Genomic DNA, 6,048 nt, shown 5'->3' with positions numbered 1-6,048 from the left:
AATATTACACCGCGTGAGCATGGTCCGTATGGTGCTGCCGGTGTGGGTGAAGCTCCGCTTACTGCCCCGCATCCTGCTATTCTTAATGCCATTTATAATGCTTGTGGTGTCCGGCTGTACGCCGTACCGGCATTACCTGAAAAAATTAAGGCAGGTTTGGAGGCACTGGCTGCTAAGGAGCAAGCCGCTAGCGGTAAGTAACACCAGGATCGTGTAAGCTTCTAAAACGGACGGGAAAGCCGTCAGGCTTTCCGTTCGTTTTAGAATTTCTCCATATCAGGGGAGGTGGTATCAATATGGATCAAAAATTATTACGCCAACGGGAAGCAAAATGCGTACAAGAAAATCCTCCCGGCTGCACAGCCCAATGTCCTGTTCATGTAGATGCCCGGGGCGTGGTTAAAGCTGTAAGTAAGGAAGATTATGCTACTGGGTATGCCTTATTTCACAGAATGGTGCCTTTTCCGGGAATTATCAGCAGAATTTGTGACCAGCCTTGCCAGCAAGGGTGTAAACGCAAAGAAATTGATGAGCCAATTTTTATCAGGGCCTTAGAAAAAATATGTGTGGACTATAACACTATAACGCCTAACATCTTGGTACCACCGGCAAAAAAACAAAAGGCAGCCATTGTGGGAGGGGGCTTAAGTGGTTTAACCACAGCCGTCGAGCTTGGTCGCAAAGGGTATCAGGTGGTTATCTTTGAAGCAACAGACCGTTTGGGGGGAAGAATCTGGGATATATCTGAGCAGCAATTGCCCCGTCAGGTGATATATAATGATCTGCTGATTCTTGACAAACTCCCGCTTAGAGTTCACTATAATACGCCGATACACTCCTTGGATAGTATCTATGACACTTTTGATGCCATCTATTTGGCTACAGGTACTCAAGAAAAGCTGCAAGATAATTTTGGTCTTGCCGTGGATACTGAGGGACGGATTACGGTGGATGCGGTATCTTTGGCAACCAGCCGTAACAAGGTTTTTGCCGGTGGCAGCCTGCGCCGCGAACACACATCACCCATTGCATCACTTGCTGATGGTAAAATTGCCGCCATTTCCATTGATCGGCTGTTTCAGCAGGCATCCCTCACGGCTAACCGAGAAAATGAGGGACCTTTTACGAGTTCTCTGTATACCAATATTACAGGAATAAAACCTCAGCCCAGAGTATTGCCAGCGGCTGATAGCTATACCAAAGAGGAGGCTAGCCGTGAGGCCGGTCGCTGCTTGCTATGCGAGTGCCTGGAGTGTGTGAAGGCCTGCGAATATCTTGCTCACTACCGGGGGTATCCCAAACGGTATGTGCGCGAAGTATACAATAATTTGTCAATTGTCATGGGAATTCATCATACCAATAAAATGATTAACTCTTGCAGTTTGTGCGGGCTTTGCGCAGAGATTTGTCCAGGCAACCTGAACATGGGGGAAGTTTGCCAGCAGGCGCGGCAAATTATGGTGGAGCGGGGGAAAATGCCGCCATCGGCTCATGATTTTGCTTTGCGGGATATGAAGTTTAGTACCAGTGAAAAATTTACGCTTATCAGACATCAGCCAGGGTATGAGGCAAGTGAGCTAGTATTTTATCCCGGCTGTCAGTTAGCGGCTTCAGCACCGCAGTCTGTTCAGCAGATATATAAGTATTTATGTGAAAAAATGAACAATAGTGTCGGGTTAATGTTGGGGTGTTGTGGGGCGCCGGCCAGTTGGGCCGGGCAAGAAGGGCTGTTTCAGGAAACGATTAAGGAATTGGAACGCAACTGGCGTAACATGGGAAGTCCCAAAATTATAGCTGCTTGTCCTACCTGCTATAGTTTGTTTAACCAGTATTTACCGGATAAACCGGCGGAGAGTTTGTGGACTTTCTTTGAGCGTCTTGGGTTGCCTGAGTCATGTCAGTCACATACGATTCCACAAACCTTGGCCATTCACGATAGTTGTACTACTCGATACGATACAGAGCTTCATAATACAGTACGAAGACTGTTGGGCAAAATGGGATACTTCATAGAAGAGCTGCCCTTTAGCCGTGAACAGACTAACTGTTGCGGCTATGGAGGTTTAATGCTGTATGCGAATAAAGAGGTTGCCAAAAAAGTAATAGCTAGACGAATTAAGGAAAGTGAGCACGATTATCTGGTGTACTGTGCCATGTGCCGGGATAATTTTGCCAGCCAGGGCAAACGAACCTACCATCTTCTAGATCTCATTCTGGGCAATGGTCAGGAAAATCTGGCAGCAAAAGTAGGGCCTGGCTTTTCAGAGCGGCAGGACAATCGAGCTAGATTGAAGCAAACTCTGCTGAGAGAGATTTGGGGTGAAACGGTAGTGGAAACGCAGGCAGCGGTTAAGGTGATTATTCCTGAAGAAGTACTAGTGGTTATGGAAGAAAGACGGATTTTGGTTGAGGACGTGACCCAGGTGATTGCTCATGCCGAAAGCACTGGCCGTAAATTGCAGCATGCGCGTAAAGGGTATTATATCGCATATTATCAACCGGCCAATGTGACGTATTGGGTGGAATACTCACCGCAGGCGGATGGTTTCATCGTACATAATGCTTATTGTCACAGATTAGAGATAACAGGGTAGTGGAGGAAAGATGAGTAAACAGACAGAACAGCAGCCAATACGGATTGTTTGTGTTACCTGCGGAATTGACCTAACTATGGGAAAAGTGACCTTATCTTACCTTGGCAGCAGTTTTCCGGTCGAATTATATAGGTGCGCCCAATGTGGCCTGGTATACATTCCTGAGGAATTAGCCAATGGTAAGATGCAGCAGGTGGAAGCGGCACTGGAGGATAAATGATGCTGCATCCGGGTGGACTGATGTTAACTAAACAGGTGATTGCCTATTGTTCCTTTGCTCCTGGAACAAAAGTGCTTGATATTGGCTGTGGTACCGGTAAGACTGTGGAATATCTAAGTTGCGTTTGCGGATTACAGGCTGTCGGAGTGGATATATCACCTGCCCGGTTAGCAGAGGGCAAACAGCGTGCGCCGGGTTTGCCATTAATCCAGGCGGCAGGCGAAAACCTACCTTTTCCTGCGGAATCTTTTGGCGGGGTGCTAGCTGAATGCAGCTTATCAGTTATGCAGGATACCTATGCAGTATTAGCTGAAATTTGCCGTATTCTTATCCCTGGGGGGAAACTGGCCATAACTGATGTATATTTACCAGCTTCCACTCCCTCAGACGGTTATCTCAATGACCGGCAGCTAAAATTCATGCTTGCAGAGAACGGGTTTCAGATCACGATTTGGGAAGATCAAACTGCTTTGTTGCGAGAATTTATTGCCAGCTACATTATGGAACATGGATCACTGGCAGAACTGTGGCCGTGTACCGCAAGTCCTAAGACGAAATTTGGATATTTTTTATTAGTGGCTGAAAAAATGAAAGGATGATTTGCGTTGGAGAAAAGAACATGTCCCCGCTGCGGCAAAGAAATAGCTAATAATCCTTTGTATCAATGCTGCCGGTGCTTTAGCGTGTATTGTATAAGCTGTGATGATACCAATGAAGGACGGAGTTGTCCGAAATGTAAGATGGGGTCACGCTTGATACTGTCAGCTTAATTACCATTGGGGGCTCGTATATGAAAGAAACTGATTTGCTTGATAAAATTGAAGCCGATTGGATTACCCTTGAAGTGATGGATAAGACCACTGGCAAACTATTTCGCCGCGATGTTCCGGTGCGCTATTTGGAAACCGATAATGGTATCGTCTTATTTGGCGAAACCATGGACGGCAAGCCGGCACAAATACATTTGTTATCAGAGGTCGCCTTTGCTAAAATGAATGATTTATTTGGTAAAGGACCTGACCGTCCCCGCTGTGACTCAAAGGAGGAGTCGGGATGAGCTTTCATAAGCTGCTGGCAGCGATAGATAACGGAGATACAGCCGATATTCTGACTGTGATTGACGGTCCTTCGGAACCTGACAACCTAATCGGGCAAATGCTCATAGTACAGGGAGATGGATCGGTGCATGCTCAATTAGCGGCAGGGGTTTTAGAAAAAATACTGGAGATCGTGCGAACAACGGTATGGACGAAACCAGTAACCATTACGGTAGAAGACGAGATTGGTAATACCTACCGTTTGTTTTGGGATAAATTGACGAATAAGTGTAAGGCCATCGTGTTGGGCGGCGGACATATTAGTCAACCATTGGTTCAAATCCTGGCCTTACTGGATTTTGCGGTAACCGTAATTGATGACCGTCCGGAATTTGCCAATACCGCCAGATTTCCCGGAGCCGATCAAGTCATTTGTCAAAGTTTTCAGGTTGCTCTTACAAATCTGTCGGTGGACAATGACACGGCTGTTATTATTATCACTCGCGGACATCGGTATGACATGGACTGTCTGCGCGCCACCATGAGTAGTAATGCCCGGTACCTGGGGATGATTGGCAGCCGAAAACGTATAAGGGACATTCTTGCCCTGATGAAAACAGAAGGAGCGCCAGCCGATCTCGAGCGGCGACTGCGCGCACCCATTGGTCTTGACCTTAGCGCTGAAACGCCTGCAGAAATAGCACTCAGTATCGCCGCTGAGATAGTGTCAGTGTTTCGTAATGGGTCTGGTCGCCCACTAAGTGAGTATAAGGGGGCGAGCTAATGGACCGGGCGCTGATCAAATATATTTGTGAATGTCAGCAGCGGGGGGAGCGGGCAGCACTGGTCACCATTGTGGAAACCCGTGGTTCGACACCCCGCAAACCAGGCAGCACCATGTTGGTATTTCCTGATGGCAGGTCGTTTGGGACAATTGGCGGCGGTTGCGGGGAAGCGGAGGTAAGGCGGCAGGCGTTAACCGCACTGGATAACAACCGATCCCAATTATATACGGTAAGGATGTTAAATGATGCAGCGGCCGATGAAGGAATGGTTTGCGGCGGAATTATGGAAGTGTTTATTCAAGTTTTATAACAGCAAAGTGAAGTAGAGGGTAGGTGAAGGACGGTGACAGATGCTTTTTTGAAGCTGGTTGAACTATCACAAGCGGGTTTTTATTGCAGCCAAATCATGATGATCATAGGCTTAGAGGCGCAGGGGAAAGAAAACCCCGATGTGGTACGGGCTATGTCTGGCTTAAATGGCGGACTTGGTTTTTGTGGTAAAACCTGTGGCGTTTTAACTGGCGGAGCCTGTCTGATAGGGCTTTACGCTGGGAAGGGGGTCGCAGAAGAGCTGGAAGATAGCCGCCTCAATGAGATGATAAAGGAATTTGTTGATTGGTTTGAACAAACCGCCGGTTCCCAGTATAGTGGGATTGATTGTAATATCATCTTAGAAAATAATCCCATGAACCGAATGATTCGTTGTCCGCAACTGGTATTAGATGCTCTTGCCAAAATTGATAAGATACTGGCAGCCAATGGGTATGAATTGTCTGGCCGTCTAACGTAGCAGCTATAAGTAGGTAAAACCGCTAGGAGGGTAGGAATGAAAAGGTTTTATAGGAACTTAGTTCAACTCCTGTCAGCCGGTGAACACGTTGTTGTGGCTACTGTTTTACATAGCACTGGGTCTAGTTCGGCAGGGGCTAAGATGATGATCCGAACAGATGGTTCGATTATCGGTACAGTTGGCGGTGGACGGTTAGAAGCTGAAATTATCAAGTTAGCAAAACACATGTTTGTAACCCGGCAATCACTTATCCATCCCTTTAATTTGACAGGCTCGGATGTTGCCATGAGCTGCGGTGGGGCAGGGGAAATTTGGCTTGATTATATAGATGCCGGGAATAGTGATAACAAGCAGATGTATGAAGCTGTTCTATCCACTCTGGAAACAGCACAAAAAGCATGGCTGATAACCGAATTGAAAGATCAACCAGCAGGATCTTTGCGGCAGCAATGTCTTGTAAAGCAGGACGGTACTGTTGTTGGCCATTTTCAATGCGAGCCGGAATTTATGGAAAAACTGGTTTCAGGACCGGCAAAAATTTCTATTCATGCGGATGCTAACGACGGGCAAAAGGTTATTGTTGAGCCCATTCGAATTAAAGGGGTTGTGTACCTGTTTGGGG

At 47.0% G+C, this 6,048-nt stretch carries 9 protein-coding genes; all 9 read left to right on the top strand.

Features of this window, described 5'->3' with window-relative positions; genetic code table 11:
- Positions 1 to 201 (top strand): hypothetical protein (locus AC29Z1_RS04210; protein ID WP_488270207.1); only part of this gene is annotated, 201 nt, incomplete at its 5' end.
- Between the two features lie 95 nt (positions 202 to 296).
- On the top strand, positions 297 to 2,594 hold the full coding sequence (locus tag AC29Z1_RS04205; RefSeq protein WP_488270206.1) for a pyridine nucleotide-disulfide oxidoreductase/dicluster-binding protein: 2,298 nt from the start codon (positions 297 to 299) through the stop codon (positions 2,592 to 2,594).
- Positions 2,595 to 2,604: 10 nt separating this feature from the next.
- Positions 2,605 to 2,814 (top strand): DVU_1557 family redox protein, encoded by a 210-nt coding sequence (locus AC29Z1_RS04200; protein ID WP_488270205.1) that lies wholly within the window; start codon positions 2,605 to 2,607, stop codon positions 2,812 to 2,814.
- Positions 2,811 to 3,413, top strand: a complete 603-nt coding sequence (trsM, locus tag AC29Z1_RS04195) for a DVU_1556 family methyltransferase (RefSeq protein ID WP_488270204.1) — start codon at positions 2,811 to 2,813, stop codon at positions 3,411 to 3,413. Before AC29Z1_RS04200 ends, trsM begins: the two co-directional genes overlap by 4 nt.
- A 191-nt stretch (positions 3,414 to 3,604) precedes the next feature.
- Complete coding sequence (locus tag AC29Z1_RS04190) at positions 3,605 to 3,871, top strand: hypothetical protein (protein WP_488270203.1); 267 nt, start codon at positions 3,605 to 3,607, stop codon at positions 3,869 to 3,871.
- Complete coding sequence (locus AC29Z1_RS04185) at positions 3,868 to 4,635, top strand: XdhC family protein (RefSeq protein ID WP_488270202.1); 768 nt, start codon at positions 3,868 to 3,870, stop codon at positions 4,633 to 4,635. The genes AC29Z1_RS04190 and AC29Z1_RS04185 overlap by 4 nt, the downstream gene beginning before the upstream one ends.
- A complete protein-coding gene (locus tag AC29Z1_RS04180; protein WP_488270201.1) occupies positions 4,635 to 4,946 on the top strand; it encodes an XdhC family protein in 312 nt (103 codons plus the stop codon). The genes AC29Z1_RS04185 and AC29Z1_RS04180 overlap by 1 nt, the downstream gene beginning before the upstream one ends.
- Positions 4,947 to 4,979: 33 nt before the next feature.
- A complete protein-coding gene (locus tag AC29Z1_RS04175) occupies positions 4,980 to 5,426 on the top strand; it encodes a DVU_1555 family C-GCAxxG-C-C protein (protein ID WP_488270200.1) in 447 nt (148 codons plus the stop codon).
- Between the two features lie 36 nt (positions 5,427 to 5,462).
- Positions 5,463 to 6,048: XdhC family protein (locus tag AC29Z1_RS04170; protein WP_488270199.1), on the top strand; the 586-nt coding region annotated here is incomplete at its 3' end.

Source organism: Sporomusa sp., assembly GCF_057736855.1.
The sequence above is the reverse complement of the archived record's forward strand: the minus strand, read 5'-3'. Positions and strand labels throughout refer to the sequence as shown.

Bases quoted from the DNA above. Each gene is read 5' to 3' on its own strand.
- AC29Z1_RS04190 (WP_488270203.1), top strand. From the start codon at position 3,605: ATGAAAGAAACTGATTTGCTTGATAAAATTGAAGCCGATTGGATTACC.
- AC29Z1_RS04200 (WP_488270205.1), top strand. From the start codon at position 2,605: ATGAGTAAACAGACAGAACAGCAGCCAATACGGATTGTTTGTGTTACC.
- AC29Z1_RS04185 (WP_488270202.1), top strand. From the start codon at position 3,868: ATGAGCTTTCATAAGCTGCTGGCAGCGATAGATAACGGAGATACAGCC.
- AC29Z1_RS04180 (WP_488270201.1), top strand. From the start codon at position 4,635: ATGGACCGGGCGCTGATCAAATATATTTGTGAATGTCAGCAGCGGGGG.
- AC29Z1_RS04205 (WP_488270206.1), top strand. From the start codon at position 297: ATGGATCAAAAATTATTACGCCAACGGGAAGCAAAATGCGTACAAGAA.
- trsM (WP_488270204.1), top strand. From the start codon at position 2,811: ATGATGCTGCATCCGGGTGGACTGATGTTAACTAAACAGGTGATTGCC.